General features: G+C 68.7%; 21 protein-coding genes, 1 tRNA gene and 2 riboswitches. Of the genes, 4 read left to right on the top strand and 18 right to left on the bottom strand.

What is annotated here, in order from left to right; all coding sequences use genetic code 11:
• Positions 1 to 5: 5 nt before the first annotated feature.
• From EDC64_RS06950 to EDC64_RS06935, 4 genes are all read right to left on the bottom strand, one after another.
• Positions 6 to 935, bottom strand: coding sequence for a glycosyltransferase (locus tag EDC64_RS06950; protein ID WP_165933666.1), 930 nt, complete (start codon positions 933 to 935; stop codon positions 6 to 8).
• Between the two features lie 7 nt (positions 936 to 942).
• Positions 943 to 1,911: a glycosyltransferase gene (locus tag EDC64_RS06945; RefSeq protein WP_165933665.1), complete on the bottom strand. Its 969-nt coding sequence runs from the start codon at positions 1,909 to 1,911 to the stop codon at positions 943 to 945.
• Positions 1,912 to 1,915: 4 nt separating this feature from the next.
• Positions 1,916 to 3,478, bottom strand: coding sequence for a glycosyltransferase family protein (locus tag EDC64_RS06940; protein WP_132030545.1), 1,563 nt, complete (start codon positions 3,476 to 3,478; stop codon positions 1,916 to 1,918).
• 155 nt (positions 3,479 to 3,633) lie between these two features.
• Positions 3,634 to 3,708, bottom strand: a tRNA-Val gene (locus EDC64_RS06935).
• A gap of 103 nt (positions 3,709 to 3,811) precedes the next feature.
• On the opposite strand from EDC64_RS06935, the gene EDC64_RS06930 reads away from it, so the two are divergent.
• Positions 3,812 to 5,029, top strand: coding sequence for an extensin-like domain-containing protein (locus EDC64_RS06930; RefSeq protein ID WP_132030544.1), 1,218 nt, complete (start codon positions 3,812 to 3,814; stop codon positions 5,027 to 5,029).
• 194 nt (positions 5,030 to 5,223) lie between these two features.
• Positions 5,224 to 6,096 (top strand): EamA family transporter, encoded by an 873-nt coding sequence (locus EDC64_RS06925; protein ID WP_132030543.1) that lies wholly within the window; start codon positions 5,224 to 5,226, stop codon positions 6,094 to 6,096.
• 16 nt (positions 6,097 to 6,112) lie between these two features.
• Here EDC64_RS06925 and gcvPB read toward each other — a convergent pair whose 3' ends face one another.
• The 13 genes from gcvPB to EDC64_RS06860 all read right to left on the bottom strand — a co-directional run bounded on the left by gcvPB (position 6,113) and on the right by EDC64_RS06860 (position 22,559).
• Positions 6,113 to 7,678, bottom strand: coding sequence for an aminomethyl-transferring glycine dehydrogenase subunit GcvPB (gene gcvPB / locus EDC64_RS06920; protein ID WP_132030542.1), 1,566 nt, complete (start codon positions 7,676 to 7,678; stop codon positions 6,113 to 6,115).
• Complete coding sequence (gcvPA, locus tag EDC64_RS06915; protein ID WP_132030541.1) at positions 7,675 to 9,018, bottom strand: aminomethyl-transferring glycine dehydrogenase subunit GcvPA; 1,344 nt, start codon at positions 9,016 to 9,018, stop codon at positions 7,675 to 7,677. Before gcvPA ends, gcvPB begins: the two co-directional genes overlap by 4 nt.
• 20 nt (positions 9,019 to 9,038) lie before the next feature.
• Positions 9,039 to 9,416 carry a glycine cleavage system protein GcvH gene (gcvH, locus tag EDC64_RS06910; protein WP_132030540.1) on the bottom strand — a complete coding sequence of 126 codons (378 nt, stop codon included), beginning with the start codon at positions 9,414 to 9,416 and terminating at the stop codon, positions 9,039 to 9,041.
• A gap of 15 nt (positions 9,417 to 9,431) precedes the next feature.
• On the bottom strand, positions 9,432 to 10,568 hold the full coding sequence (gcvT, locus tag EDC64_RS06905) for a glycine cleavage system aminomethyltransferase GcvT (protein WP_132030539.1): 1,137 nt from the start codon (positions 10,566 to 10,568) through the stop codon (positions 9,432 to 9,434).
• 57 nt (positions 10,569 to 10,625) lie between these two features.
• A riboswitch (glycine riboswitch) is annotated at positions 10,626 to 10,728 on the bottom strand.
• Positions 10,729 to 10,730: 2 nt separating this feature from the next.
• A riboswitch (glycine riboswitch) is annotated at positions 10,731 to 10,842 on the bottom strand.
• Between the two features lie 89 nt (positions 10,843 to 10,931).
• Positions 10,932 to 11,843 (bottom strand): hypothetical protein, encoded by a 912-nt coding sequence (locus EDC64_RS23465; protein ID WP_165933664.1) that lies wholly within the window; start codon positions 11,841 to 11,843, stop codon positions 10,932 to 10,934.
• A 103-nt stretch (positions 11,844 to 11,946) separates the two neighbouring features.
• A complete protein-coding gene (locus EDC64_RS06895) occupies positions 11,947 to 13,242 on the bottom strand; it encodes a M16 family metallopeptidase (RefSeq protein ID WP_132030778.1) in 1,296 nt (431 codons plus the stop codon).
• Positions 13,243 to 13,376: 134 nt separating this feature from the next.
• Positions 13,377 to 14,756 carry a M16 family metallopeptidase gene (locus EDC64_RS06890; RefSeq protein WP_207915942.1) on the bottom strand — a complete coding sequence of 460 codons (1,380 nt, stop codon included), beginning with the start codon at positions 14,754 to 14,756 and terminating at the stop codon, positions 13,377 to 13,379.
• A gap of 67 nt (positions 14,757 to 14,823) precedes the next feature.
• Complete coding sequence (locus EDC64_RS06885) at positions 14,824 to 15,549, bottom strand: hypothetical protein (RefSeq protein ID WP_132030537.1); 726 nt, start codon at positions 15,547 to 15,549, stop codon at positions 14,824 to 14,826.
• Between the two features lie 39 nt (positions 15,550 to 15,588).
• Positions 15,589 to 16,089: a signal peptidase II gene (gene lspA, locus EDC64_RS06880; protein WP_132030536.1), complete on the bottom strand. Its 501-nt coding sequence runs from the start codon at positions 16,087 to 16,089 to the stop codon at positions 15,589 to 15,591.
• A gap of 24 nt (positions 16,090 to 16,113) precedes the next feature.
• The gene (ileS, locus tag EDC64_RS06875; RefSeq protein WP_132030535.1) at positions 16,114 to 19,182 is read right to left on the bottom strand and encodes an isoleucine--tRNA ligase; all 3,069 of its coding nucleotides are present in this window, start codon (positions 19,180 to 19,182) and stop codon (positions 16,114 to 16,116) included.
• Between the two features lie 385 nt (positions 19,183 to 19,567).
• A complete protein-coding gene (locus EDC64_RS06870; RefSeq protein ID WP_132030534.1) occupies positions 19,568 to 21,052 on the bottom strand; it encodes an ammonium transporter in 1,485 nt (494 codons plus the stop codon).
• Between the two features lie 29 nt (positions 21,053 to 21,081).
• Complete coding sequence (locus EDC64_RS06865; RefSeq protein WP_132030533.1) at positions 21,082 to 21,420, bottom strand: P-II family nitrogen regulator; 339 nt, start codon at positions 21,418 to 21,420, stop codon at positions 21,082 to 21,084.
• Positions 21,421 to 21,689: 269 nt separating this feature from the next.
• Positions 21,690 to 22,559 carry an acyl-CoA thioesterase gene (locus EDC64_RS06860; RefSeq protein WP_132030532.1) on the bottom strand — a complete coding sequence of 290 codons (870 nt, stop codon included), beginning with the start codon at positions 22,557 to 22,559 and terminating at the stop codon, positions 21,690 to 21,692.
• Positions 22,560 to 22,693: 134 nt separating this feature from the next.
• Here EDC64_RS06860 and EDC64_RS06855 point away from each other — a divergent pair, with 134 nt between their 5' ends.
• Together EDC64_RS06855 and EDC64_RS06850 are read left to right on the top strand one after the other, a co-directional pair.
• A complete protein-coding gene (locus tag EDC64_RS06855) occupies positions 22,694 to 23,941 on the top strand; it encodes a ubiquinone biosynthesis hydroxylase (RefSeq protein ID WP_132030531.1) in 1,248 nt (415 codons plus the stop codon).
• Positions 23,942 to 24,025: 84 nt separating this feature from the next.
• Positions 24,026 to 24,946 (top strand): alpha/beta fold hydrolase, encoded by a 921-nt coding sequence (locus tag EDC64_RS06850; RefSeq protein WP_207915940.1) that lies wholly within the window; start codon positions 24,026 to 24,028, stop codon positions 24,944 to 24,946.
• A 19-nt stretch (positions 24,947 to 24,965) separates the two neighbouring features.
• Here EDC64_RS06850 and EDC64_RS06845 read toward each other — a convergent pair whose 3' ends face one another.
• Positions 24,966 to 26,000 carry a CobW family GTP-binding protein gene (locus EDC64_RS06845; protein WP_132030529.1) on the bottom strand — a complete coding sequence of 345 codons (1,035 nt, stop codon included), beginning with the start codon at positions 25,998 to 26,000 and terminating at the stop codon, positions 24,966 to 24,968.

Here is a 26,000-nt window from a genome sequence, read left to right as displayed (position 1 = left end):
GCGGCTCATTTGAGCCGCAGCAGCCGCAACAGGTCGGCCGCCGCCTTCTTCGCCAGCACCTTCGAGGGCGCGACGCGGAAGGCGGCGAGATGGCCGAGCATCGCCTCCCGATGCCGCCCGGCGATCATCGCCGCCTCGGCCTCGGCCACCCGGACCCGCGCCTGCGCGACGCCGCGCCAGGGCTGGGGAATCGCGGCGGGGTCGGGGACCTGGGCGTCGAACACCGCGCGCATGGTGCGTGCCAGCTCGCCCATGTCGCGGCTCGTAGAGCCCGGCCGCACCAGATAGCGAGTCGCGCGCCGGGTCGAGCACCAGACCGGCCCGTGCCGGGCGAGCTTCAGCCACAGGTCCCAATCCTCGGAGATACGATAGCGCTCGTCGAAGCCGCCCACGGCCGCAAGCGCGCTTTTTCGGGTTGCGACCGAGGAGGTGCCGCAGACCATTTCCGCGAGCAGCATGGCGAACGCGTCCGGTCCCAGCGGCAGCAGCCCCGACCGTCCGGCGAGAAAATCGCGGAACAGCGGCCAATAGGCGAATTGATGCCCGACCAGGGCCCCGTCCGGCGTCACCGACATGACGTCCGCGAAGGTCAGGGTGATGGCGGGGTCGCTTTCCATCAGCGGCAAACGGTCGTCCAATGCGCCGGGCAGATACTGGTCGTCGGCGTCGAGGAAGGCGATGATCTCCGCCGACGCCGACGCGATGCCCCGATTGCGCGCCGCCGCGACGCCGCGGGCCGGCCCGGCGACCGGGCGCAGAAGTGGGTCGGAGCGGGCCGCCCCGGCGAGCCAATCGCCGGTTCCGTCTCGGGACCCGTCGTCGACCACGACGATCTCGACCGGACCGAGCGCCTGCGCCCGGACGCTTGCGATCGCGGCCGGGAGATAAGCCAGGCAGTCGCGGGTCGGGATCACGACGCTGAGGCGGGGCGGCATCGCCATCTCAGCCATACGTGTCCGCGATGCGGTCGATCAGGCGCTGCACCAGCGCGTCTTCGCCGCCGAGGCGCTCCGCGCAGCGCCGTCCGGTATCCGAGACGCGGCGCCGCAAAGCGTCATCGTTCCAAGCGCGGTCGATCATCGCGGCCAGAGCGGCCGGATCTTCCGGAGGTACCGCGAGGATCTCCTCGGTGAAGATATCGGTCATTCCCGGCCCCTCGGTGCCGATCACACATTTGCCGACCATCATGGCATTGAGCGCGGTGGAGATTCCCGAGGCGACGAAGCTCGCTTTGCGCACCGGGATGACGACCAGCTTGGCGCGTCGGAGCATGTCGAGTTGCGCCTCGCTGCTTCCATCATCGTCGAGCACGCACACATTCGCCGGCAGGTCTTCGAGCCGCCGGGTGAAGCGCGCGCCGTGCTGCGCAAGGTCCGCGGGGTTGACGTCGGCGATCGCCGCAGGATGCGGCAGGCGCGCCATCGCGTCGAAAAAGGTGTCGTAATCGCGCATCGACCGGCCGAAGCACAGGACGAACTCTTCGGTCGGCAGAACATGCGCCACCTGCGCGATGTCGAGATTGACCTTGAAGGGGACATAGCTGCAGCGCTCGGGGGGAATCCCATAGACCGCGCCGACGCCGCGGGCGTCGGCAAAGAAATTGATATAGAGGTCCGCGCGCGCCAGGAGCGGCCGCTTGACCAGATGGGCAAGCCGGCCCTTCAGGCCGGACGGCCGGCGAAAGATCAGGTCGATCGCGACCAGCGGCCGATCGAACCCGGGAATCGCCATTCGGGCGAATGCCAGGGCCATCACCGTATGGGCATCCCCATTGATCACGAACACCGCGTCCCGCCGCCGCGCGTGGCGATGGAACTCAGCGAGGCCGCGGGCGATAACGGTCTCGCCCTCGGTCCCGCAGGCGGCCCGCCAGCGGGAGGGAAACGCCGTGTAATTCGTGACGATCAGCATGGTGTCACCGCTCCGGCCGCCCTGCCCCGGATGCGGCAGGCACGTCCAGCCAGTTCGGCAACGAGGCCGCGAGCGGAGGCGCAGCGCCGCGCGTGCAGGTGCCCGGCCGGAACCAGACGCAGGCCGGCCCGCGGCTGCCGTTCGCATAGCAGCCGCGCGGCGCATAGCCGAGGGCCGAAAGATCCGGGAGCGGCTCGTCGGGGGTTTCCGTGGTCGTGATGGCATAATTGAACGCGGCGCTCTGCGCTTTCGCGTCCGGCCCGGAGGCCTGCGCGCCATAGAGCGGGATGCGCGGATCGGTCGAGACATAGCCGCCGCTGATCCACCAGGCGCTCGCCGGCACGATGGCAAGGCCGCAGGCCGCCGGATCGGCATTCACCGCACGCGTCGCCAGGATAATGCCGCGCCCCAGCACCCAATGCGACGAGAAATGGCTGAAGGCCCCCAGGAGTGCGGACATCACGGCCACGAACAGGATGCCGCCCGCTGCGATCAGGCTGGTGCGCACCCGCCCCTCCCAGAGCCGCAGAGCCAGCTCGGCCATGCCGATGCCGCACAAAGTGAGCACGAGCGGCACCCCGGGATACATGTAGCGCGGGCTCTTCACCTCGACGAACAGGAGCAAGGCGACGTTGACCACGAACACGGCCAGGAGCAATGGCAGGCGCCGTGCGCCGATCAGGCCGGTGAGGAACAGGAGCGGGAAGGCACCGGAATAGAAGCCGAGGATCCAGCCGGGATAATTGTACCAGGGGACATAGCCCCATTTTCCGCCTTCGGCCGCACCGATCGTCGAGCCCTGATATTTGACATATTGAATGATCGAGTTGAACGGCACCCCGAACGTCGCCCAATCGAGCGGCCCCAGGACGCCGAGCCCGAGCACGCCGCCAAGGCCGAGTGCCAGATATCGGCCGGGATGGGTGCGCGCCACCCAGATCGCCGCCAGCGCCGCGACCGGGCCGAGCTGCATGCGAAAGGCGGTGGCAAGTCCCAGCAGGATGCCGGCGGCCAACAGCCGGCGCAGCGACGTGGCCGGCCCATTGGGATAAGCGAGATAAAGCGCCGGCACGAGGCAATAGGTGCCGAACGAATCCTGGAGGGGATGCCCGGCATAATAGACCGTCTCGAACCAATAGGCGCCGAACGCGCCGCAGAGCGCGGCGCCGACCGGGCCGGCGAAGCGCCAGCCCCACAGAAAGGCCGGCGCGATCAGGCTCAGCGAAAACAGGCTGCACATCGCCACGGCGCCGAGGATACGGGCGTCCGGCCCGCCGCCGAGCAGCGCGGCGAGCTTCATGCCCGGCGCGATCGCACCTGCCGTCAGCCAGGAGCGGGCGCCGACCACATATTCCCACGGCACCAGGCCCTGCCCGGTCAGCAGGCGGTGCGCCTGCTCCAGATATTGCATCGTGACGTCGGCATAGCTGGCATTGGGAAAGCGCCAGGCGACGAACAGCTTCACGGCGAAGGAGGTGAGAAGGAAGGCGGCGAGCAGAAGCTTCATGCCGGCCGGCAGCGGGGTGGCGCGTCCGAATGTGCCCGTCGGCCCGTCTCCCTGCCCCATGCCGCATGCCCTCCCTCGGCCGGACGAATCCGTCCTGTATCCACAAGGGCCGCAATCTGATCCGCCACCGGCGGCAGTCAAGCAAAACGGTGCGGAAAAGCCGGGCCGCGCGCCGCATAGGGCGCGAAAGCCGGCGTCGGCGGCAGAGGTGCGGATGGTGGGCGCGACAGGGATCGAACCTGTGACCCCTACGATGTCAACGTAGTGCTCTCCCGCTGAGCTACGCGCCCATCCGCCGGGAGGCCGCTTCTATATCGGCTCGGCTCGCGCCGCGCAAGAAGTGCGGCGACCCCTTTAACCCGATTTCAACGACCGCCGCGGCATCGTGCTTCCATGACGCGCGGAGTATTCAGGTATCTCGTAGCCCCGCTCGTCTGCGTGGGGCTCCTGTCGGGCTGTCGTTTCGATCTGTTCGACCGACGGGAGCCCTGGCGCGCCCAGGCGGAGGAGAAGTGCCTCGCCGAAAAAGGCGTCACGGTTTCGGCCTATGTCGAACCCGCGCGCGGCATCGACGGGCCGGGCGTTTGCGGCATGGAGCATCCGTTCCGCGTGACCGCGCTCGACGATGGCATCGTCGCGGTACAGCCGCGCGCCACCCTCGCCTGCCCCATGGTGCGCGACCTCAATATCTGGCTGGACCAGGTGGTACAGCCCGCCGCCCTCGCCTGGATGGGGCAGCCGGTCGTCGGCATCCGCCAGATGTCCTCTTACTCCTGCCGCGGGATGAACGGCTCGGCGACCGCCAAGATTTCCGAGCACGCTTTCGGCAATGCGCTCGACATCGGCGCCTTCCAGTTCGCCGACGGAACGACGATCACGATCAAGGACAATTGGCGCGGCCCCAAGGAAGCCCGGGGTTTCCTGCTTCAGGTCCAGGCGGGGGCCTGCGACATGTTCACCACCGTCCTCGCGCCGGGCTCGAACATCTTTCATTACGACCACATTCATGTGGACCTGATGCGCCATGCCAAGGGCCGCACGATCTGCAAGCCCGCGCCGCGCCCGATGGCGCCCCCGGTGCTGATGGCGCGCCAGCCGGGACCCGCCGGCGGCGGGCTGATCGCGCCGCCGTCCGGGCCGCCGCCTCTGTTCGCCCCGCCCTCCGGCCCCGCGCCGCTGTTCGCGCGCCCCTCCGCTCCCGCACCCCAGATGCGGCAGATGCCGCAGCCGGCAAACATTCCGCCCCCCGGCGCGCCCCTCGACATCCTGCCCCACCCGCCCGAGCACGGCTTGGAGGATTTCGAGCCGGAGCAGGCGGCCGCCCCCCAGGAACCGCCTCGTCCGCCTTATGCCCAGGGCCAGCCGATTTATGCCCCTGCACCGCAGCGGAGCTATCCCGCGCCCGGAGATCCCTATCAGCCGGTGCTGACCCCGCCGGGGACGCTGCCCGCGATCCCGCGTCCACCCGGCCCCATGTCCTATGCGCCCGGAGACGCGACCGGAGCCGGTCCGTTCGAGACCGGCACCATTGCCAATCGCAAATATTACACCGTGCCGATTCCCCAGCCCTCCACCATCCCCTTGCCCCGCGCCGAACCCGGCGCCGATTAAAGCCGGCTGGTGCGCGCCACACGTGCGGTGCACCGCTCCCCGAACGCGGGTAAACACGCTCCCTCATGCGATCCGGCCGGCATGCCGGCCGATCGGCGCGGGCAAACCACCCGCGATTCTCTCTCGACATCGCGGGAGCGGCGGCGGCCAGACGGTTCCGTCACGCTTCGCCGGCGACAGCCCACGGATCCGAAATGGCGCCCCGACACCTTGCCCTTGCCGTGCTCGCCGCGGCGATCTGGGGCGTCAATTTCGTCGTCATGCGATTCGGGCTCGACCATTATCCGCCGCTGCTCCTGACGACCCTGCGCTTCGTCGCGGCGGCTCTGCCGGTCTTCTTCGTGCCGCGCCCGGCTCTGCCGGCGGGACAGATGGTGGCGATCGGCCTGACCTGGTTCCTCGGCCAGTTCGCCTTCCTGTTCTCGGCGATCGATGCCGGCATGCCGCCCGGCCTCGCCTCGCTCGCGCTCCAGGCCCAAGCCTTCTTCACGATCCTGATCGCGGCGCTCTTCCTCGGGGAGCGGCCGCGGCCGCGCCAGCTCGCCGGCGCGGGTGTCGCCCTGGCCGGGTTGCTGCTGATTGCGGCCAGCACGGGCGGCGACATGACCGCGCTCGGCCTGGCTCTGACCTTATGCGGCGCGGCGAGTTGGGCGACCGGAAACGTGCTGATCCGTCGTGCGCCGCCGACCGAGATTTTCGCCCTGGTCGCCTGGCTCAGCCTGGTCCCGCCTCTGCCCGCCTTCGCCCTCTCGCTCGCGCTCGAAGGCTGGCCGGCCGTTTCCGGCGCGCTGCTCCGTCCGACCTGGGAGGGGCTCGGCGCCGTGGCCTTCCTCGCGATCGGCGCGACCTGGATCGGCTACGGCATCTGGGGCCATCTTCTGAAGCTCTATCCGGCCGGAACGGTCGCGCCCTTCTCGCTTCTGGTCCCCCTCGCCGGCACGGTCACCGCCGCTCTGGTCCTCGGCGAACGTTTTCCGCCGCTTCGCCTCGGGGGGATGGGTCTGATCGCGGTCGGTCTGCTTCTGGTCGCGCTGCCCCCGCTCCGAGGCGGGCGCAGCGCGAAATAGCCGCTATGCCGCGGGCCTATTCGGCCGCGCGGGGCACCGGCGCGGGCGCAGTCCAGCGCAACACCGGGGCACGGGCGGCACGGGTCTCGTCGAGGCGACGGCGCGGCGCGTAATAGGGCGCGCCCTGGAATCGCGCCATGTCCCCCGCCTTCGCCGCCAGAGCGAGGTCGCGCAAGGCGGCGATGAACAGATCGAGCGACGCCTTGCTCTCGCTTTCGGTCGGCTCGATCAGCATCGCGCCGTGCACCACCAGCGGGAAATACACCGTCATCGGGTGATATCCCTCGTCGATCAGCGCCTTGGCGACGTCGAGCGTGGTGAGGCCGGTGCCCTCCAGCCAGGCATCGTCGAACAAGGCCTCGTGCATGGCGGGCCGGGTGGCGAACGGCGCGCTCATCAGGTCCATCAGGCTCGCGCGGATGTAATTGGCCGAAAGGACCGCATCCTCGGAGGCCTGGCGCATGCCGTCGGCGCCGTGCGAGAGCATCCAGGACAGAGCCCGGACGAACATGCCCATCTGGCCATGGAACGCACACATGCGCCCGAGCGCCTGGGCGGTCTCCGGCGCGTCCGTCGTCTCGACGAGGCGCAGCCCGTCCGCGTCCGCGACCACAGCGGGCAAGGGGGCGAAGGGGGCGAGCGCCGGGGACAGGACGACCGGACCGGCCCCCGGCCCGCCGCCACCGTGCGGCGTCGAGAACGTCTTGTGGAGATTGATGTGCATCGCGTCGACGCCGAGGTCGCCGATCCGCACCTTGCCCAGGATGGCGTTGAAATTCGCCCCGTCGGCATAGAAATAGGCGCCGGCTTCGTGCACCGCCGCCGCGATCTCCACCACATTGCGCTCGAACAGGCCGCACGTATTGGGATTGGTCAGCATCAGCGCGGCGACCTCGGGGGAAAGCGCGGCCTTGACGCTCTCCGGATCGACCGTCCCGTCCGCACGCGCGGGGATGGAGCGGACCTCATAGCCCAGCAGGGCGGCCGTCGCGGGATTGGTGCCGTGGGCGCTTTCCGGCACCAGGACCACGCTCCGCGCGTCGCCGCGGGCCGCCAGCGCCGCCTTGATCGCCATCATGCCGCACAATTCGCCGTGCGCGCCGGCCTTGGGCGTGAAGGCGACGGCCGCCATGCCGGTGAGTTCCAGCAGCCAGCGGCAGAGTTCGTCGATCAGGCCGAGCGCCCCCTGGACGGTGGAGACCGGCTGAAGCGGATGCAGGTCGGCAAAGCCCGACAGACGCGCCATCCGCTCGTTGAGGCGGGGATTGTGCTTCATGGTGCAGGAGCCGAGCGGGAACAGGCCGCTGTCGATGCCGTAATTCATCCGCGACAGCCGCACATAATGCCGCATCGCCTCGGGTTCCGAGAGCCCGGGCAGGCCGAGCGGCGCGGTGCGCTCCAATCCGCCGAGCCGCAGGGCGAAGGCGTCCGGCTCGTCGAGATCGACGCCGGTAACCTCGGTGCGGCCGATTTCGAACAGCAGTCCCTCCTCCAGATCCAGCGCCCGGTTGCCGGTGAAGGTGGCGGGTGCGGAATTGGAGATGGCGCCCGGCGCCGTCGCGCCACGTCCTTCCCGGTTCATGGCAGGAGCTCCTTGAGCGCGGCGGCATAAGCGGCCCGGTCCTCGGGCGTCGTGGTCTCGGTGGCGGCGACCAGGATCAGATCGTCGAAACCGGCGGCGGGGGCGAGGCGGGAATAGGGCACGCCGCCCAACACGCCCTTCTGCGCCAGACGTTCGACCAGGGCCGCGGCATCGCCCGGGACACGGATCGTGAACTCGTTGAAGAAGCACGCGTTCAGCACGCTCACCCCGTCCAGTGCGGCGAGCCGGTCGGCGAAATCGCAGGCGGCGGCGTGGTTGATGCGGGCGAGCCGGGTCAGTCCGGCCTCGCCGAGCAGCGAAAGATGGATGGTGAAGGCCAGCGCGCACAGGCCGGAATTGGTGCAGATGTTGGACGTCGCCTTCTCGCGGCGAATATGCTGCTCGCGGGTGGAAAGGGTGAGCACGAAGCCGCGCCGCCCCTCCGCATCGACCGTCTCGCCGGCGAGACGCCCCGGCATCTGGCGCACGAATTTCTGCCGCGTCGCGAACAAGCCGACATAAGGCCCGCCGAAATTCAACGCATTGCCGATCGACTGTCCCTCGCCCACGACGATGTCGGCTCCCTGCGCTCCCGGCGGCTCGACCAGGCCGAGCGCGACCGCCTCGGTGACCACCGCGATCAGCAGAGCGCCCACCGCATGGGCCTTCTCGGCGATCGGGCGCAGATCGACCAGATTGCCGAACACGTCCGGCGTCTGCACCACGATGCAGGAGGCTGAAGCCTCGATCGCCGCCGCAAGATCGTCTTCTCCGCCCGGGTTGGGGGAAAGGGCGCGGATCGGCTGGCCGGCATGGGCGCAGACCGTCGCGATGGTCTCGGCATAATGCGGGTGGAGATTGCCGGCGAGCACCGCCGTATCGCGCCGCGTCAGGCGATGCGCCATCAGCACCGCCTCGGCTGCGGCGGTCGAGCCGTCATACATCGAGGCGTTGGCGACCTCCATGCCGGTCAGTTCGGCGACCTGGGTCTGGAACTCGAACAGATATTGCAGCGTGCCCTGGGCGATTTCGGGCTGGTAGGGGGTGTAGGAGGTGAGGAATTCCGAGCGCTGGATCAGATGGTCGACGGTCGCAGGGACGTGATGGCGGTAGGCGCCTGCGCCGACGAAGAAGGGCACGCTGCCGGCCGGCACGTTGCGCGCGGCAAGGCGGGCGAGGGTCCGCTCGACCGCCATCTCGCTCTTGCGCAGCGGCAGATCGGGCAGATCGGTGAGGCGCTTGTCGGCCGGGATGTCGGCAAACAGATCGTCGACCGCGGAGGCGCCGACGCGGGCGAGCATCTCGGCGCGGTCCTCGGGCGTGAGGGGCAGATAGCGCATGGGCGTGGCTTGCTCCGCCGTCAGGACACGGTTTTCAGGAAGTCGGCATAGGCGTCGGCGGACATCAGACCCTCGAGCTCGGCAGGGTTCGACATCCGGACCTTGAGGAACCAGCCCTGGCCCTCGGGATCCTCATTGACGCTCGCGGGGGCACCTTCGAGCGCACCATTGACCTCGACCACTTCGCCGGAGACGGGCGCGTAGACTTCGCTCGCGGCCTTCACACTCTCGACCACGGCCGCTTCCTTGCCCTGGGCGACCGCCTTGCCGATTTCGGGCAGCTCGACATAGACCACGTCGCCCAGTTGGCTCTGCGCATAGTCGGAAATGCCGATGGTCGCGACGTCGCCGTCGACGCGGACATATTCGTGGTCCTTGGAATAGCGGATCTCGCTCATCGTCCTGTCCCCTCTTCAATTTTTGCGGGCGTAGCGCGGCGCGACGAACGGCATCCGGACCACTTTGGCCGGCAGTGCCCGTCCCCGGACCAGAATGTCGAGGCCCGTCCCCGGTGCGGCCAGTGCCGGCGGGACATAGCCCATGGCGATCGGCGCACCCAAAGTCGGCGCGAAGCCGCCCGACGTGACGACGCCGACCGTCTCACCATCCTTGACGATCTCGGCGCCTTCGCGGGCCGGCGCGCGGCCCTCCAGCGTCAGGCCGACACGCACCCGCGCCGGCCCGTCCGCCAGCTCGCGCTGGATCCGCGCGGCGCCGGGAAAGCCACCCTCTTCCCGGCGCCGCTTCTGGATCGACCAGACGAGGGCGGCTTCGACCGGCGAGGTGGTGGGGTCGATGTCGTGGCCATAGAGGCAGAGCCCGGCCTCCAGGCGCAGGCTGTCGCGCGCGCCGAGGCCCACCGGCTTCACTTCGGGCTCCTGGAGGAGGCGGGTCCACAGCGCCGCGGCCGCGGCGGCGGCCACCGAAATCTCGTAGCCGTTCTCCCCGGTATAGCCGGAGCGCGAGACATGGCAGGCGATGCCGGCGACCTCGAGCGGGGCGGCGTGCATGAAGGTCAGCGTCTCCGCACCCGGCGCGAGCCGCGCCATCACGGCTTCGGACTGCGGCCCCTGGAGCGCGATCAGCGCCAGATCCTCCTGCGGCACGAGCCGGACATCGGCCGGCAGACGGGGGGCGATATGAACATAATCCGCGCGCTTGCCGGCGGCGTTGACGACGAGGAACAAGGTTCCCTCGCGCGCCGGGTCGCGCGGGCGCGTCACCATCAGATCGTCGAGAATGCCGCCATCCTCCGCGAGGAGTTGGGAATAGCGTTGCTGGCCGGGCTTCAGACCACGCAGGTCGGCCGGCAGAAGCGCCTCGAGCGCGCGCGCCGCCGTATCGTGGTCAGGCCCGACCAAGAGAGCCTGGCCCATGTGCGACACGTCGAACAGGCCGGCCTGGGTGCGGGTCCAGGCATGTTCGGCGAGGATGCCGTCGGGATACTGGACCGGCATGTCGTAACCGGCGAACGGCACAAGACGCGCGCCGTGGGCGGCGTGCGCCGCATGGAGCGGGGTGCGCTGAAGGGAGGCGGAGTCATTGGTCATTGCGGTGTCCATCGGGTCGCGCCAAAGCGTCCGGGCCGAACGGCCCGGGCGGCGCCCCCTCTGTCACCGGAACCTGAGAGATTTCGCGCGCCCGGCTTGCACCGTGCGGCTTACTCCTTCGGTGAGACGCGGCTATGACCCCGCATCTGCTTTCCAGAGGCTCGTCCCCCTGCGGCCCTTTTGCCTGAGCGGTTCCGGGGCGGTTGCGCCTTCGGCGCCGGCGCAATCCGTAGGGCTTCCCCCTCGAACCGCCGGTCTCTCCCGCAGGGATCGTCCGATCGACGGCGGCGAACCGCCATCGCCGTGCAGCATAGAAGATCGCCCGGCCGCGTCAACGCGCGTCGACGGGCCTCTCCCCTCCGCTCACTGACTGGCGGGCGGCGGTCCAAAAGTGGCGGGGGGGGGGCCGAACGTCCCGGAATCCGGCGGCGCGCTGAACGTGCTGGCGGCGGGCGGCGGTCCGAAGGTGGCTGCCGGCGGCGCAGCGGATTGCCCGGCGCTGGAACTGGCGGCCGGAGCCGCGGTGGCGGTCGGCGTCGAAGCCGCCGGTGCACGGGCGGCAGCCGGCGCGGTCGCAGCCGGCGCGCTGGCCGAAGGCGCCGGGCGGGCGGGACGGGGCCGTGACGGGCGGGTTTCGGTGCCCTGAGGGTCGAAGCCGACATAGACGACGTAGCGCTCGATCTCGGCCGCCGAGACGAGCGGGAAGCTGATCGTATCCTCCACGACCGAAAAGCTGATCTGACCTTCGGCGGCCGGAATGTTGAGCGGCACGGTGAAGAATTTGGTGGTGATGGTCTTCGGGCTCGGACCTTCCTGGACCACTGCGATGCGGATCGGGACATTGACCGCGCCGGGCGTACCCTTGTCGCCGAGCAGGACACGCCCCTCGATACCGACCTTCATGGTCATGGTGCGGTCGACGATGGCGCATTCGCGCGCCATGTTGCTGATTGACCCCTGATAGCGCAGGCCGCCACCGGATGCCGGCACTTGCCAGGCCGCCGCGCCGGTCCGCACATCGACCATCGGGCACGAATAATCGATGGCATCCGGTCCCGATCCCACCGTGAGCGACGGCGGACCCGTGACCGACGGCCCGCCGACGCCCGCGACCGCGGCATCGGAGATCCTCTGCCCGCCGCCGGCCGGGTCCACGGTCGTCCCGGGGGCGCCGAACAGGCCCTGAGAATTGCCGCCGCAACCGGCGAGCATCGCCGCAAGCGCGGCCGGCACCAGCAGGCGGCTCAGCGGGGAGGCTACGGACGGCATGGGCATGACGAAGCTCCAGTTCCAGGGCACCGGGCGGTTTGTATAACAGACTGTTAACGCCGCATGCAGACGGTGGGGGCGGACAATCCGCCCGCATGGTTAAGGCGGCTCAGCCTCCCGAGAGGCCCGCCGGACGCCCCACCACCACGGTCAGGGCCTTGGCGGCCTCCGTCAGGCGGTGCGCGGCCCGCCGCAGATCGTCCAGCGTCACGGCTTCGATGAGCGCGTTGCGACGATCGATATAATCGATGCCGAGATCGTCGATCTGGATCTGCAGAAGCTGGCCGGCAATCTTCGAGGAGGTGTCGAAGCGCAGGGCATAGCTGCCGGTCAGGTAGCTTTTCGCCTCGTCCAGCTCGGTCTGGGTCGGACCTTCATCGAGAATCTTGCGGAACTCGTCGCCGATGATGCGGATGGAGTCCCCGGCCCGCTCGTTCTTGGTCGCCGTGCCGGCGAACCAGAGCCCGACATGCTCCAGCGCCACCTGGTAGGAATAGACCGAATAAGCGAGACCGCGCGCCTCGCGCACTTCCTTGAAGAGCCGCGATGAAAAGGCGCTGCCGCCGAGAATGTGGTTCAGCACATAGGCCGGGATGAAGTCGTCGTCCTTGCGCTCGAGCCCGGTCGTTCCCATCAGCACGACCGATTGCGGGATGTTGAGCGGGATCACGTCCACCGTGCCGATGCCCTTGGGCGCGACGTCCGCCACCGGGCGGAGCGTGGCTTTCGCCGGCAGGGCGCCGAACGCCCGGTCGAGCTCCCGGCCCAGTTCCTCCGGGCCGATATCTCCGACCACGGCGACCTTCAGCGTATCGCGGGCCAGCGTGTTGCGGGTGAAGGTCTGAAGATCGGCCTGGGTGATGGTGGGCACGCTGGCAAGCGTGCCGTCGACCGGTCGGCCATAGGCATGGTCCGGGAAAGCCAGAGCGAACCAGCGCTCGCTGGCCAGCGAATTGGGATCGGTCGAGCGGCGGCGCAGCGAGGCGAGCTGAGCGGCGCGGATGCGCTCCACCGCTTCCTCGTCGAAGCGCGGTGCCGTCACGGCGAGGCGCAGAAGATCGAAGGCGGCGTCGCGATTTTCCCCAAGCGTCCGCAGCGAGCCGCGCAGTTCGTCGCGGTTGGCGTCGAAGGAAATCTCCATCGCGAGGTCGGCGACCTTGCGCTGGAAGGCGGCGGCGTCGAGATCGCCCGCGCCTTCGTCCAGCAGCGAGGCTGTGAGGCTCGCGACGCCGGGGGTGGCGGGCGGATCCTGGGCCGCGCCGCCCCGGAACGCGAATTCCATCGCGATCAGCGGCAGAGTCGTGTCGCGCACCAGCCAGGCCTCGATACCTCCCGGGCTCACGACGCGGGTGATGCGCGTGGTCTGAGACTGGGCGGCGGCCGGCGAAACCAGAGACAAGGACATGAGCACCAACAGAAGAATGCGCCCGAGCACGGGCAGGACGGCGCGAGGGCCGAAAAATATGCCGTTCCAATAGACCGAAGCGGAGCGACGCACCGTCCGCGAGCCTCTTGCGGGAAGGGCCCCGCGCACAGCCCTCACGAACGGTTCTCCCGCGTCTCGACCTTGGCCGGCGTGGCCGGGGCCTCCGGGGCCGAGAGATACCCCGTCACGGCACGGCCGAGCTGGAGATAGCGCTTGGCCGCCTCCTTCACCTCGTCCGCGGTGACCGCCTTCAGCCGGTCCGGCCATTCGTTCACGTCCTTCACCGACATGCCGGTGGCCCAGGCGGCGCCGTAGATCCGCGCCAAAGTCGCTTGATTGTCGCGGGCATAGATCGCATCGGCGGCGAGACGGGTCTTGGCGCGCGCCAGTTCGAGCTCGTCCGGCCCCTCGGCGACGAAGCGCTCGACCACGCCGGTCATCGCCTTTTCCAGCGTCTCCAGCGACACGCCGGGACGCGGCGCGGCGGAGACGCCAAAGCGGGTCGCGTCGTAGGACGTGCCTTGATACCAGGCGCCCGTCCCGGCGGCGAGTTCCTGCCCGACGACCAGCTCGCGATAGAGCCGGCCGGTCTGGCCGCCGCCGAGGATCTGCGCCGCGAGATCCAGGGCTTCCGCCTCGCGCCCCGTCGCCGTGCGGTAGGACGGCACGAGATAGGTGCGCTGGACGCTCGGCTGGGCGACACGCGGGTCGCTCAGCGACACCCGCCGGTGCGCCTCCGGCTCCGGCTCCTGCGGGCGGTTGCGCGGCGGCGTGTCGGCGCGCGGCACCTGGCCGAACGTCTTCTCCGCGAGCGCGCGGACCGCCTCGGGCTCGACGTCGCCGGCGACGACGAGGACGGCATTGTTGGGCGCATAGAAGCGCCGATAGAAGGCCAGCGCATCCTCGCGGTTGAGCTGCTTGATCTCGTGCTCCCAGCCGATGATCGGATGCTGGTAGGGATGGTTCACATAGGTCGTCGCCTGGAGCGATTCCGCGAGCCGCGCGCCCGGATCGTTGTCGGTCCGCATGCGGCGCTCTTCCAGCACGACGTCGCGCTCCGGCAGGACCACCTCGTCGGTCAGCTTGAGGCCGGTCATACGATCGGCCTCGAAGTTCATCACTTTTTCGAGATGCTCCTTGGCCACCCGCTGATAATAAGCGGTGTAGTCATAGGAGGTGAAGGCGTTCTCCTGGCCGCCGAGCCGCGCGACTTCCCCCGAGAACATGCCGGGCGGCGTCTTCTCGGTACCCTTGAACATCAGATGTTCGAGGAAATGGGCGATGCCGGACTTGCCGGGCGCCTCGTCCGCCGAGCCCACCTTGTACCAGACCATATGGGTGACGACCGGCGTGCGCCGATCAGGGATCACCAACACCTTCAGGCCGTTGTCGAGTGTGAACTCGCTCACTTGCGGCCCCACCGCCTGGGCGGTGGACAAAGCGGCCGAAGCAGCGGTGGCGGCGATCAGGACGGCCATTGCAAAAAGTCTCATGGTCACAGGAAAGGTCTCCACGGGTGCGTGGCCCGCGGCCCCGGCGTACGGCACGCAGGAAATGCGGTCAGTTCAACGTCTGATTCTGCAGATCGAACAGGCTGGGGAACTTGAAGGTCTCTTCCTTCTTCTCCACCACCCCGTAAGGCGCGTTCGGCGCCGGGGTCTGATATCCCGGCGGCGGCTCGACGAGGCTCTCACGCACGGGCTCTCCGGTGAAGGTGAGCGGCTTGTCGCTGAACGCCCCGTTCAAGCCCTTGGTCCAGCCGAAGAAACCGAGTTCGCTCGGCATCAATTCGTCGCGCGCACGGGCATCTGCGCCGACCGGCGCGCCGGACGTGACGCTCGCGGTCGGCTTGTGCCGGACATTGTTGAGCTGCGAGGGCATGAGCGCGCGACCGCGCACCTCGATGTCGTTCAGCCCGACCGGCGAGCGGTCCTCAGCGGCGGCCGCACGGGCCCGAAGCACGTCCGGGTCCTTCGGCCAATTGGGATTGGTGGCCGCCGCGCTCGACTTCGGCGGCGGCAGGGTCGCCGCCACGTGCGGCGGCGGGACCACGAGCGGCGCGCGCTCGCGATACTGGATGTTTGGCTGCGCGTCGCCGACCAGGCCTATCGCGCTCAAGACATTCTGCATGAAGGCGCCATCGCCGGTGTCGCCGTCTTCGGCTCGGGCAACCCCGCCGGCCAAAGCAAGGGTCAGGACCCCGATCAGGCCCGCCGCCGGAACGGCCATGACGCGGCGTCGCCAGGCACCGCACCGTTCGAAAGTGATCCGCATGGACGTCGTCATGGGCGCCTTCCCTCGAAACCGCGCACCGCGCGGCTCTCCTCAGCCTCTAGGGCTGACGTCGGAGGGCGGCGTTTTTGAGGCGCGCACGAAAAGCGCATCATAAAGGAGCAGCACCACGCCCACAACGACGGCGACATCCGCGATGTTGAACACGTACCAGTGATAGCCGAAGGCGTGGAACGAAATGAAATCGAACACCGCGCCATACACCAGCCGGTCCACCGCATTGCCGATCGCCCCGCCGATCAGAAGGCCGAGCGCCAGCGCTTCGAGGCGGCGGTCGGTGCGCGCGAGCCAGGCCGCGAACAGAAGCGCGGCGGCGAGCTTGATGATCAGCAGCACCCAGCGCCCGGCATCGCCCTGCGGAAACAGGCCGTAGCTGATGCCGGTGTTCCAGAGATAGACGAAGTCCAGGAACGGCGTGACGCGATAGGTCGGTTGGGTCCAATTGTCCGACCAGGACAGCACCGCGGTCTTGCTCCCCTGGTCGAGGATCAGGACCAGGAACGCGACGAGGATGCCGAGGCGAAGGGGGGCCATGGAATGCTCCGTTGCGCTGCTGCCTCATTCCGCCGCGGCGCGGGCGGCAAGCTCGCGCAGGGCCTGCGCATCGCGCGGCGTTACGTCGGGGAAGTCGGGATCGCGTCCGACCTCTTCCGATACCTTCCAGGACCGGGCGCATTTGCGCCCTGCCGCGAGCCCCGGCACCACCGCGACGCCCGGCACGTCGTCGAGACGGAACGCCTCGGCCGGACCGTCGTCGAAGCGGAGCGCCACGCCGCTGGTGATGCAGATTTCGGCGAAGTCGACACCTTCGAGGGCCGCCGCCAGCTCCGGATTGGCGACATGCACGACCGGCGCCGCCTCCAGCGACGAGCCGATGCGCTTGGCTGCGCGCTCGAGTTCCAGGGCGCCCAGGACCACACGGCGCACCTGCCGGATCTTGCGCCAGGTCTCCGCCAAGGCTTCGTCGCGCCAGGCGGCGGGCGTGTCGGGGAAAGTGAGAAGATGCACCGAGCCGTCGACCGAGCCAGTGCGCGCGAGAAACGCCTCCTCGCAGGTAAAGGGCAGGATCGGCGCGAGCCAGGTCACGAGGCGGGCGAAGGTCTCGTCCAGCACGGTGAGGCAGGCGCGCCGCGTCACCGAGGAAATCGGATCGCAATAGAGCGCGTCCTTGCGGACGTCGAAATAGAAGGCCGACAGCTCGGTGGTCATGAAGGCGGTGAGCAGCGCGTTGACCTTCTTATAATCGAACGCGGCATACGCCGCGCGCACCTGGCCGTCGAGGTCCTGAAGGCGGTGGAGCATCAGCCGTTCGAGCGCCGGCATGGCCTCGACCGCCACCCGCTCGGCGGCGCGGTAATGGTGCAGCGAGCCGAGCAGCCAGCGGATCGTGTTGCGCAGCTTGCGATAGGTGTCGGCGGTCGATTTGAGGATTTCCGGGCCGATGCGCAGATCGTCGGCATAGTCGGAGGCGCAGACCCACAGGCGCAGAATATCCGCGCCGGACGCCTTGATGACCTCCTGCGGCGCAACCACGTTGCCGAGCGACTTGGACATTTTGCGCCCGTCCTCGTCGAGCACGAAGCCGTGGGTGAGCACCGCGTCGTAAGGCGGGCGGCCGCGCGTGCCGCAGCTTTCCAGAAGCGAGGAATGGAACCAGCCGCGATGCTGGTCCGAACCTTCGAGATACATCACCCGGTCGGGGCCGGCGGGCGGGCGGTCCGCCTTCAGATCGGGCCGCACTTCTAAGGTGAAGGCGTGGGTCGAGCCGCTGTCGAACCAGACGTCGAGAATGTCGTCGACCTTCTGCCAGCCCTCGCCAGCGCGATCACCGAGGAAGCGCGCCCGCGCGCCCTCTTTGTACCAGGCGTCGGCGCCTTCCGCCGCGAAGGCCGCGGCGATGCGGTCGTTCACCGCGGGATCCTTCAGGATCTCGACCTCGCCGTCGCCCGTCTCCTTGACGAAGACGGCGATCGGCACGCCCCAGGCGCGCTGGCGCGAGACGACCCAGTCGGGGCGGTTGGCGATCATGCCGGTGATGCGGTTTTCGCCGACCTCCGGCACCCATTGCACGCTCTCGATGCCGGCGAGCGCGCGGGCGCGCAGGGTGTCGGGGGCGTTGCCGGCAAGCGTCGCCGGACGCGGCGCCGGCCTGCCGTCCGCATCGCGGATGTCCTGGTCCATGGCGATGAACCATTGCGGCGTGTTGCGGAAGATGACCGGCTTCTTGGAGCGCCAGGAATGGGGATATTGGTGCTTCAGCCGGCCGCGCGCGAGCAGGTTGCCGGCCGCCACCAGAGCGTCGATGACCGCCTGGTTGGCGTCGCCCTTCTCGCCCGCCTCGGTGATCACCCGCTTGCCGGCGAAGCCGGGGGCCTGTTCGGTATAGAAGCTGTCCTCGTCGACCGTATAGGGGATAGCGGGGCTGATGCCGCGCTCCTCCAGCCAGCGGCGGTGTTGGGTCCAGATCTCGAAATCCTCGCGGCCGTGGCCGGGGGCGGTGTGGACGAAGCCGGTCCCGGCCTCGTCGGTGACATGGTCGCCGTCGAGGAGGGGGACCTTGAAGCCGTAGCCGAGGTCGGCCAGGGGGTGGGCGGTGCAGCCAATCGCAAGCGCATGGGGAGTGACGTCTTGCAGACGACGGTATGAGGACACTCTAGCCTGTTTGAAGACGTCATCCGCCAGTTTGTCTGCGAGGATCAGTCGCTCGCCGACCTTCGCCCAATTGTCGGGCCGTGCATCCGTGATTTCGTAGAGTCCATAAGAGATTTTGGACGAAAAGGAGATGGCCCGGTTGCCAGGTATCGTCCAGGGTGTCGTGGTCCAGATCACCACTGACGCAGGCGCGAGATTTTCTCCGACCGGGGCAAGTTTCCCAAGATCATTCCATCGCGGGCCGGCAGGATCTAAAACAGCGCCGTCGCGTACAACCATCTGAACCGGAAACTTCACCCACACCGTATCCGACGTGTGGTCGTGGTACTCCACTTCCGCCTCGGCCAAGGCGGTCTTCTCGACCACCGACCACATCACCGGCTTGGAGCCGCGATAGAGCAGGCCGTTCTCGGCGAACTTGATGATTTCGCGGGCGATCTGCGCCTCGCCGGCAAAGCTCATCGTGGTGTAGGGGTGGTCCCAGTCACCCTCGACGCCGAGCCGCTTGAACTCGGCGCGCTGCACGTCCAGCCAATGCTCGGCATAGGCTCGGCATTCCTGGCGGAAGGCGATCATGGCGGCGCTGTCGGTGAGGTCCGGCTTGGCCTTGCCCTTCTTGCGGTAATTCTCTTCCTCGATCTTCCACTCGATCGGCAGGCCGTGGCAGTCCCAGCCCGGCACGTAATTGGAATCGTGCCCCAGCATCTGCTGCGAGCGCGTCACCACGTCCTTCAGGATCTTGTTGAGGGCGTGACCGATATGGATGTTGCCGTTGGCGTAAGGCGGCCCGTCATGCAGCACGAAGCGCGGGCGGCCGCGCCCGACGGCGCGCAGGCGCTCATAGAGGCCGAGGCGCGCCCAGCGCGCGAGCAGTTCGGGCTCCTTCTGCGGCAAGCCGGCGCGCATCGGGAAAGCGGTCTGCGGCAGAAACAGGGTGGCGGAATAGTCCGTCTGGGGCGGGGTCTTGTCGGTCATGGGTCGGGCTCGGTGAGAGATCCCGGAGGAGGATGCATCCGGCCCGGGCCGCTGTGCGGCGCGGGCGGACGCAGGATCCGCCTCCATCGAAAAGCGAGGGCGCGATCGAACAGCCCGGCGAACCCGCGCGCTTAGAGCCGACGGGAGGCCGGGCCGGTAATTCGCGACCGCGCGCGCCGAACCGAGAAGATCGAGACAGCCATTTGCGGCTTCTAGCAGGCCGCGCGGCTGTGGAAAAGCCCGACGGCGAGAGCGGCGACACGCCGTTCGGAAAGTGTGGCCCGAGGCCCAGAAACAGGAAACCCCGGCACGAGGCCGGGGCTCCTTCCCCTCTTTTATCGGTGTGCCGGACGCGGCGACCCTGCGCCGCGTCCGCAAGCTGCGATCAGCTGTGGTAGGCGCGCTCGCCATGCTCGGTGATGTCGAGACCCTCGCGCTCCTTCTCCACCGAAGCCCGCAGTCCGACGACGGCGTTGACGATGTAGAACAGGATGGCCGAGCCGACGCCGGACCAGACGAGGGTGACGCCGACAGCCTTGAGCTGCGCCATCACCTGGGTGGCCATGTTGTACTCCGCCACCGCGCCGGTGGTGTAGTCGAACACGCCGGTGCCGCCCAAAGCGGGGCTCACGACGATGCCGGTGGCGATGGCGCCGAAGATGCCGCCGACACCGTGGACGCCGAACACGTCGAGCGAATCGTCGTAGCCGAATGCGTTCTTCACCGTGGTGCAGAAGAAGAAGCAGACCACGCCGACGATCAGACCCGAGATCATCGCGCCCATGATGCCCGCGAACCCGGCCATCGGGGTCACGGCGACGAGGCCGGCAATCGCGCCGGACACCACGCCGAGCATCGAGGGCTTACCCTTGGCGAGCCATTCGATGATCATCCAGGACAGAGCCGCCGCGCAGGTCGCGATGAAGGTGTTCATCATGGCGAGAGCGGTCAGGCCGTTGGCCTCGAGGTTGGAGCCGGCATTGAAGCCGAACCAGCCGACCCACAGCAGGCCGGCGCCGACCAAAGTGAGGGTCAGAGAGTGGGGCGAGAACTGCTCCCGGCCGTATCCGGTGCGCTTGCCGACGATGAAGCAGCCGACGAGCGCCGCGATACCGGCATTAATGTGCACGACGGTTCCGCCGGCGAAGTCCAGCGCGCCCAGCTTGTAGATGTAGCCGGCATCCGCCAGGACCGCGTCGAGCGCTTCCTGCGCGGCGGTCTTTGCAGCGCCGTCAGTGGCGGCGGCGAGAGCCTTGGCGGCAGCGTCGACCGCATCCGGGCCGGCCCAATACCAGACCATGTGCGCCATCGGGAAATAGATGAACGTCACCCAGAGCGGGATGAACAGCACGATCGCCGAGAACTTCACCCGCTCGGCGAAGGCGCCGATGATGAGGGCCGGGGTGATCATGGCGAAGGTCATCTGGAACGCCACGAAGGCGAGTTCCGGAATCGCGACGCCGACCGAGAAGGTGCCGCCCGCCGATTCCGTGGTGACCCCGCTCAGGAAGGCCTTGGCGAAGCCGCCGATGAAGTCGGAGCCGCCGGTGAAGGCCAGCGAATAGCCGTACAGCACCCAGATGATGCCGACGATGCAGACGCTGTAGATCACCTGCATCAGCACCGACAGCATGTTCTTGGTGCGCACCAGGCCGCCATAGAACAGAGCGAGGCCGGGGACCGACATCATCAGCACCAGCAGCGCCGAGGTCAGCATCCAAGTCGTGTCGCCCTTGTTGATCGACGGACCGACGACGGCGGGCACCGCGTCGGGTGCTGGCGCGGCGGTCTGCGCCAGCACCGGCAGGGCGACCGCGGCCGCCATCAAGAGAGTGGGCAGTCCCACACGGGACCAGGTCTTGAACGTCATGGAAGAAGGCTCCGTCAATTGAGGAATTCTCAAAGCGCGTCGGCGTCGGTCTCGCCGGTGCGGATGCGCACGGCGTGGTCGATCTGGAAGACGAAGATCTTCCCGTCGCCGATCTGGCCGGTTTTGGCAGCGGCGGTGATCGCCTCGACCACCTTCGCGACATGGTCGGTGGCCACCGCCACCTCGATCTTCAGCTTGGGCAGGAAGCTGACGGCGTATTCGGCGCCGCGATAGATCTCGGTGTGTCCTTTCTGCCGGCCGTACCCCTTCACCTCGGTCACGGTCAGCCCGTGCACTCCGATACCGGTGAGGGCGTCGCGCACCTCCTCCAGCTTGAACGGCTTGATGATAGCCATGACGATCTTCATGGATCGGTCCCTATCCCCATGATGCCCGTCGCCGCGCCGGCGAAATCCGGGCCGCGTTCGAGCGTTTTCTCTCGGGCTGCGCCGAGCGGGATGGGGAAATTCCCCGCCGCGGCAGACAGGCCTGTCGGAGGGGGAATCAAGGACCGTGCCAAACGACGAAAGTTCCGGTCCGGGGTGCTTATTTTCTCGCCATGCCCGCCGCTGCCACGACGGAGACGCAAGACTGCCTCAGTTTGCGCTTAAAAATTAGTCAATTGCACCATTCGTGCTCAGGGTTTCTCCACCTGCCGCATCAATCCCTCCTGAGCCGCAGACGCGACGAGGACCCCCTCCCGCGTGAAGAAAGCGCCACGGCAGAAGCCGCGGGCACCGGCCGCCGCCGGACTCTCCTGGACATAGAGCAACCATTCATCCACGCGAAACCGCCGATGAAACCAGAGCGCGTGATCGAGGCTGGCGCACTGCATATCGGGATCGAACACGCTCTTGCCGTGCGGCAGCAGCGCCGCCTGGAGCAGCGACAGATCGGACGCATAGGCCAGGACCGCCTGGTGGCTCCCGAGCGCGTCCGGCAAGGCGCCGCGGGCGCGCACCCAGAGGCTGGGATGCGGCGGGTGGTCGGTTCCGCCGATATAAGGCGAATCGCGGCCCGTCGGCTTTACTTCGAGCGGGCGCATCGCCATCCACGCGCGCGCCGACGCATGGGGATAGCGGGCGAGAAGGCGCTCGCGCCAGACCTCGTCGGACGGCAGATCCTCCGGCATGGCGACGTCCGGCATCGGGATCTGATGCTCGAATCCAGCCTCCTCGACCTGGAACGAGACCGAAGTGAAGAAGATCGCCCGGCCGTTCTGGATCGCGACGACGCGTCGCGTGGTGAAGCTGCGGCCGTCGCGGATCCGCTCGACATCGTAGAGAATCGGGGCGTCGGGATCGCCCGGCAAAAGGAAATAGCCGTGCAACGAATGGGCGACGCGGTCCTCCGGCACGGTGCGCAGCGCGGCGGCAAGCGCCTGCGCCACCACCTGCCCGCCGAAGACCCGGCCGCCCCCCGGATTGGCGCTGCGACCCCGGAACAAATTGATTTCGAGCGGCTCCAGGTCGAGGATGCGGAGCAAGGTCGAGACGTCGTTGATCATGCGGCGGGCTCGCGAAGCTGCGGGAGCGTCCCGCGTGGTGCGACTGGAGCCATGCACGGATTGCGCCGTCAAGACGGGGCGGGACGCCCGGAGCACCGCATGGATCGACCGAGCCGCGAGAAGGTGCCACCCACATGACCCCGACCGAAACCTCCGCAATCCTGCCGGATCAGGCCGATATCGCCATTGCCGGCGCCGGCCTCGCCGGGCTCAGCCTCGCGCTCGCATTGCGCGACGGCCTCGGCTCCGACGTGCGCATCGTCGTGCTCGATCCCGGATTGGCGCGCGACCCGGCCGGCGACGCCCGCGCTTCCGCCATCGCCGCGGGCGCGCGCCGCCTGTTGAGCGTGCTCGGTGTTTGGGACGGCCTTGCCGATGCGGCCGAACCGATCCGTTCCATGATCGTCACCGACAGCCGGACGCGGGATGTCGCGCGGCCGGTCTTCCTCACCTTCGACGGCGACGTCGAGCCCGGCGAGCCGTTCGCCTATATGGTGCCGAACGCTGCCCTCCAAGGCGCGCTGGCCGACGCCGCCCGGCGCGCCGGGATCGTCCTCGTCGCCGAGCCGGTGCACGGCTTCACCACCAATCCGGCCGTCGCGGACATCGCCTATGGGGCAGGCGGCCGGTTGCGTGCCAGCCTGCTGGTCGCCTGCGACGGCGCCCGCTCGCGGCTGCGCGAAATGGCCGGGATCCAGACCGTCTCCTGGGCCTACGGGCAGTCCGCCATCACCTTCACGGTCGAACACGAGCGTCCCCACGAGGGCCGCGCGGACGAGCATTTCCTTCCTGCCGGGCCGTTCGCCACCTTGCCGCTGCCGGGCAATCGCTGCTCGATCGTCTGGACCGAACGGGCCGCAGATGCCGCGCGGATCGTCGGCCTGCCCGACATCCTGTTCCAGGAGGAGCTCGAACAGCGCTTCGGCCACGGTTATGGCTGGGTGCGCCCCGTCACCAGGCCGCAGGTCTATCCGCTGGGCTTCGCGATGGCGCGCAGCTTCGTCGCCGAGCGGTTCGCTTTGGTCGGCGACGCCGCGCATGTCATCCACCCGATCGCCGGACAGGGGCTCAATATGGGCCTGCGCGACGTCGCGGCCCTCGCCGAATCAATCACCGACGCGGCGCGCCTCGGGCTCGATTTCGCAAGTCCCTCGGTGTTGGAGCGCTACCAGCGCTGGCGGCGCTTCGACACCCTCGCCATGGGGGTGGCGACCGACGGGCTGAACCGCCTGTTCTCCAACCGCTCCGACGCGCTGCGCCTGATGCGCGACGTCGGGCTCGGCCTGGTCGACCGCCTGCCGCGGCTCAAGGGCCTGTTCATCAAGGATGCGGCGGGCCTTACCGGCGCCGTGCCGAAGCTGCTGCGCGGCGAGGCGCTCTGAGCCCATCACGAAACGAGACGGCCCACGCGGCAGCGGGTTCGATCCCGCTCGCTCAGGTGCCAGACCTCAGGGAGAATGACACCCATGGCCACAGATCGTCTGGCAACCGACCCCTCCTCCCTTCCCGGGCTTCCCGAGACATTCTGGCAACGCTTTACAAGCCGGCGCATCGCCTGCGGAGACGTGACGCTCCATGCCGTGACCGGAGGCGAGGGGCCCCCGCTTCTGCTGATCAGCGGCTGGCCGCAGACCTGGTATGTCTGGCGCTTTCTGATGCCCGTTCTGGCGGAGCACTACAGCCTGGTCGTCGCCGAGCCCCGCGGCCTCGGCCTCTCGGACAAGCCGCCGACCGGATACGACACCGGCATCCTCGCCCGCGATTTCGTGGCGCTGATGGCGGCGCTCGGGCATCCGCGCTTCGGCGTGGTCGGGCACGATATCGGCATGTGGGCGGGCTACGCTTTGGCTGCCGACTTTCCCGAGAAGGTGACACGCCTCGCGGTGATGGACGCCAACATTCCCGGTGTCCTGCCCTCCCCTCCTCTGTTCTCCGAGGCGGCCTTGAACCGCCGGCTCTGGCATTTCGCCTTCAACCGGCTGGACGACCTCAACGAGCGCATGGTGGCGGGCCGCGAGGAAATCTATTTCGGCGACCAGCTCGCCTCCAAGGGCGCGACGCCCGACGCCATTCCCGCCGAAGTGGCGGAGATCTATATCGCGCCGATCAAAGCAAGCCCGGCGGCGCTGCACGCCTGCTTCGAATTTTATCGCTGCATCGAGACCAACATCGCGCTCAATGCCGCCCGCAAGGCGCGCATGCTCGAGATGCCGGTGCTCGCGATCGGCGGCGCGCTCGGCCTCGGCGAGCGGGTCGGCGACCAGATGCGGCTGGTGGCGAACGACGTGACGACCGTGACGCTGCCGGGCTGCGGCCATTACGTCCCCGAGGAAGCCCCCGAGGCCACCCTCGCCGCGCTCCTGCCCTTCCTCGCCAAAGGGGGGTAGGCGCCGCGGCAGCGACCGCTCAGGGCGCGAGGCCGGCCAGCGCGAGCACCGCGGCGAACACGGCCGCGATGCGGGCCCGGCCGAGCCCGCGCGTGATGAAGACGAGCCGCGTGCGCGGCGTGCCCTCCGGCCAGGCCGTCAGCTCCTCGGGCGGCGCCGACAGATGCTGGACATAATGCACCACGACAGGGCCGGGACAGCCCGAGACCTGGACGAAGCCTTTCACACGCAGAAGATCGTCGCCACGCAGGCCGGTGAGCGTGTCCATGATGCGGGTGAAGACCGGCCAGTCGAAGGGCGCATCGAACTCCAGGCTGAAGGTGTCGTAGAGGCTGTCCGCCGGTGCGGTCGGCGCGTCGCAGTGGAACGGCGCGCGCTTCAGCGCCCGTCCGGAAAACAAGGCGGTGGGGTCGGCCCGCATCTCGGCCGCATCGAGGATCGGCGCCTCGGGATTGAGCGCGGCGAGGTGGAGCCGCAGGTCCGCGACCACGCCCGGCGCGGCGATATCGGTCTTCGAGAGGAGGATCCGATCCGCCAGTACCACTTGCTCGGTGAAGGTGGGCGCCATCTCCCGGGTGCGCGCGGCGAGCACCGCGTCGACCACCGTCACCAGCCCTTCCAGGGCGTAATGGGTCGCGACCGTGCGGTCGGTGGCGAAGCTCTGGATCAGAGGACCCGGCTCGGAGACGCCGGAGGTCTCCACCACCACCCGATCGAACGGCGGCACGAGCCCGGTCTCCCGCTCGGCGGCGAGATTGCGCAAGGCGCGGTGCAGATCGGTCTTGGCGGCGCAGCAGATGCAGCCATTGCCGATCAGCGCGACCTGTTCGGACGACGTGCGCAGCAGCACATCGTCGATCCCGGCCTCGCCGAACTCGTTGACGATGACCGCGGTGCGCGCGCCGGAGGGATGGGCGAGGGCGGCGCGGATCAAGGTCGTCTTGCCCGCGCCGAGAAAACCCGTCACCACCGTTACGGGAATACGGCCAGCTCCCGGCCGGCTCAGCGCCCGGCCGAATGGCCGGGAGCCGAACAGAGCGGCGGGATCGCGCAT

Source organism: Aquabacter spiritensis (assembly GCF_004346185.1).
Lineage (GTDB): Bacteria > Pseudomonadota > Alphaproteobacteria > Rhizobiales > Xanthobacteraceae > Aquabacter > Aquabacter spiritensis.
Note: the sequence above shows the minus strand (reverse complement) of the source record. Positions and strands in the feature narration are given on the sequence as shown.